The 2,980-nt window shown below is 61.6% G+C and carries 5 protein-coding genes; 3 read left to right on the forward strand and 2 right to left on the reverse strand.

The window, feature by feature from the left end; translation table 11 throughout:
* Positions 1-13: 13 nt before the first annotated feature.
* Positions 14-262, reverse strand: coding sequence for a DUF1272 domain-containing protein (locus tag EJI01_RS28080; RefSeq protein WP_126840379.1), 249 nt, complete (start codon positions 260-262; stop codon positions 14-16).
* Between the two features lie 177 nt (positions 263-439).
* Between EJI01_RS28080 and EJI01_RS28085 the strand changes: the two genes are divergently transcribed.
* From EJI01_RS28085 to EJI01_RS28095, 3 genes are read left to right on the forward strand one after another with little or no spacing between them, the layout of a single operon-like run.
* Positions 440-1,567: a saccharopine dehydrogenase family protein gene (locus EJI01_RS28085; RefSeq protein ID WP_126840380.1), complete on the forward strand. Its 1,128-nt coding sequence runs from the start codon at positions 440-442 to the stop codon at positions 1,565-1,567.
* Positions 1,564-2,109 (forward strand): DUF4166 domain-containing protein, encoded by a 546-nt coding sequence (locus tag EJI01_RS28090; RefSeq protein WP_260602732.1) that lies wholly within the window; start codon positions 1,564-1,566, stop codon positions 2,107-2,109. The genes EJI01_RS28085 and EJI01_RS28090 overlap by 4 nt, the downstream gene beginning before the upstream one ends.
* Entirely contained in the window at positions 2,106-2,495 is a 390-nt protein-coding gene (locus EJI01_RS28095) for a thiol-disulfide oxidoreductase DCC family protein (RefSeq protein WP_126840381.1), read from the forward strand. Before EJI01_RS28090 ends, EJI01_RS28095 begins: the two co-directional genes overlap by 4 nt.
* A gap of 104 nt (positions 2,496-2,599) precedes the next feature.
* Here the strand turns inward: EJI01_RS28095 and EJI01_RS28100 are convergent.
* The coding region (locus EJI01_RS28100; protein WP_221885739.1) for a hypothetical protein at positions 2,600-2,980 on the reverse strand (381 nt) is incomplete at its 5' end.

The following is a 2,980-nucleotide window of genomic DNA, read 5'->3' on the forward strand; positions in this document are numbered from 1 at the left end:
GTGAGCCGAAGCGTCAAGACGAGGCCCTGCACCCATCAGGCTTGTGCACTCGCGTCGTTGAGGCCGGATACTTCGCGAGCTTGTCCGCCGGCCGTTTTGGACGAGGAAGCAATTCGCCGCCGCAGTTTGGACACGTGCCAGCAAGCCGCCGGTCTGAGCATTCGCTGCAGAACGTGCACTCGAAGGTGCAGATTCGAGCATCGGATGAATCGGGCGGCAAGTCGCGGTCACAACACTCACAGCCGGGACGCATTTGGAGCATGTCGGGAAACCTCGAGAAGCAGGTCGGCGGAGCTTAAACGACGGCGAGCGGCAACTGTAGGCCGGATTTGCCTGTTGGCGTTACAGCCGGCGGGAACGCCACCGACCCCGACCCAAGGAACCGGTAAGTCCTTCCGAGGCTCATGTATGCTCATTCACCTCAAGCTTAAATCTATCGATGAGCCGAGCACTGACTGAACACCGCGTGGTTGTCATTGGCGGGTACGGCTTTTTCGGGCGTCGACTGGTAGAGCGCCTTACGTCGCAGCCGAACGCTCACGTTATTGTTGCTGGTCGCTCCCTTCAGGATGCTCAAGCTTTGGTCGAGCAATTGCGCCCGCAGTCGAAGGCGCGCCTCGGCGCCGCCGTCGTGGACGCCATGTCCGCGGACTTGCCTCGGGAGCTCAAGCGCCTTTCCCCCACCACAGTCGTTCTCGCTTCCGGGCCATTCCAAGGCCAGGATTATCGTGTCGCGCGAACATGTATATCGGTCGGCGCGAACTACATCGACCTGGCCGATGCGCGCGCTTTCGTGGTCGGAATCCGGGAGCTCGACTCAAACGCCAAGGCAGCCGGCGTGTTCGTCAGCAGCGGGGCAAGCTCGGTCCCAGCCTTATCCAGCGCGGCCGTGGACCACCTCGTTCGAGGCATGTCGACCGTTCGAAACATCGACATCGGCATCAGTCCCGGCAATAGGACCGAGCGAGGTCTGTCGACCGTGAAGGCCATCCTTAGCTACTGTGGAAAGGCGCTACCCACCCATGGCCCGACTCAAGCGATTGGATGGAGTGGGTCTCGTCGCCATCGCTACCCAGCGCCGGTCGGAAGTCGCTGGCTGTCACCGTGCGATGTCCCGGACCTCGCGTTGCTGCCATGTCGGTATTCCGGCGCGCCAAACGTACAGTTTGGAGCCGGCCTCGAGCTCTCGTTCTTGCACAGAGGGATGAACGCCATGGCGTGGGCCGCTCGCCATGGCCTAGTCCGCGACTGGTCCGAGCACGCGCGCTGGCTCAAAAGTACCGCAGACATCTTCAAGGGCTGGGGGTCCGATGCGGGAGCCATGCACGTTTCGGTTTCTGGGCATTGGAGCGACGGCGTCGAGGCGTCGCGCACTTGGAGCCTGGTCGCAACGCATGGCGACGGGCCGTACGTTCCGACTCTGGCTGCAGCCGCATTGATTCGAAAGCTCGCTGCAGGCGACGGACTACCATTTGGCGCGATGCCCTGTGTGGGTAGCCTGTCGCTTGAAGACTTTGAAGAAGAAGCGCGAGGCCTGAACATCCAGATGGCAGAGGTAGCCGCATGAAAGTCGCGTCGATGTACGAGCAGGCCATGGGAGAGAGCTTCAACAGTCTTCCACTCGCCGTGCAGCGCTTTCACACGTTGGTCGGGTGGCAAGAGCTTCACGGCTGGGTCGACACCGATGCGCCTTCAACGCTCGCGGCAAGGCTCCTCGCGCTTTGCCTTGGAACACCTCGCCGGGCGACAAGCGGCCCCATCCGATTCGAGCTCCACGCGGCTCCAGAAACCGAGACATGGACCCGTCATTTCCCAGGCCAGAAGATGACCTCACGCATGCGCCTTGATGCTCGTCAGGTCGTCGAGCACCTCGGCGCCGCCCGCCTGACCTTTGACCTCTGCGATGCAGGAGGCCAACTCGAGATGCGCTTGATTGGACTGCACTTCCTTGGAGTGCGATGCCCGCGCTGGCTGCTTCCGAGGGTCGTTGCGGAGGAGACGGGGCAAAGTGACCGGCTTCACTTTCGAGTTCAAGCCTCGCTGCCCGCGATTGGCACCGTGGCAAGCTATCGCGGTCACTTGACGATTAGCGAGAAGGAGCCGGTGTGATTGTTGTCTTCGATGCCCAATGCCTGCTCTGCAACGGTTGGGTGCAGTTTCTGCTGCGACACGACCGACAGGGAGTCGTTCGGTTCGCTTCAATCCAAGGTGCAACCGGACAGGGCTTGCTTGCCGAGGCAGGTCTGAAAGTAGATGGCTTGCAAACGCTGCTCGTTGTTGACGGGGCACGCACATGGCGACACACATCTGCCATCCTGCGCATTCTCCATGCGCTGGGATGGCCGTGGCGTCTCGCTTGGGGAGCCTGGCTGGTGCCGGCGCCCTTGCGCGACGCGCTCTATCGTTGGGTCGCGCGAAACCGATATTGGTTGTTCGGGCGCACTGAAACATGCGCGATGCCACCTCCGGACTACGCCGAGCGATTCTTGGATTGACGGCCAAGGCATGTAGGTTGGCAGCACCCGCCCGGTCAGCCGACCGACTGCTTTCGGGCGAATTCTGGGTCTTCCTCGAGCGGCCGCTTCTGGCCGTGCCCTGCCTACGAGGCCGGACTGAAGTCTTCGCCAATCGTCGCCAGGGTCGCGCCATCCTCGTCATAGACGTCGAAACGAGTGCGAAACCCCGCCTGATGCAGGACGTTGTACAGCTCCCTTGTGAACTGGCATACGGGCTCAGCCTCTCCTGCCACCGCTCCATTGAAGAGAAACTCGCTATCGAGGCTCTTGTACGCGTGGAATGACGCGTCGGGGGTGTCCATGCGAATGCTCTGCGCTCCGTCGAACTGGGAGACCTTTAGCCGAACCTCAGCGCCACGAAAGCGCTGCAAGGCCGCGGCGAACTCCTTCATGCGGCCGCCGCAATCGATGAGCCCATACACATTGTTGGATTCAGGAATTTCCATACCGAGAAACTTTGCGAG

Origin of the sequence: Variovorax sp. MHTC-1, assembly GCF_003984645.1 — a bacterium.
Classification (GTDB): Bacteria; Pseudomonadota; Gammaproteobacteria; order Burkholderiales; family Burkholderiaceae_C; genus Variovorax.

Excerpts from the sequence above, each read along its gene's own strand:
- EJI01_RS28080 (WP_126840379.1), bottom strand. The coding sequence starts at position 262 with ATGCTCCAAATGCGTCCCGGCTGTGAGTGTTGTGACCGCGACTTGCCG.
- EJI01_RS28085 (WP_126840380.1), top strand. The coding sequence starts at position 440 with ATGAGCCGAGCACTGACTGAACACCGCGTGGTTGTCATTGGCGGGTAC.
- EJI01_RS28090 (WP_260602732.1), top strand. The coding sequence starts at position 1,564 with ATGAAAGTCGCGTCGATGTACGAGCAGGCCATGGGAGAGAGCTTCAAC.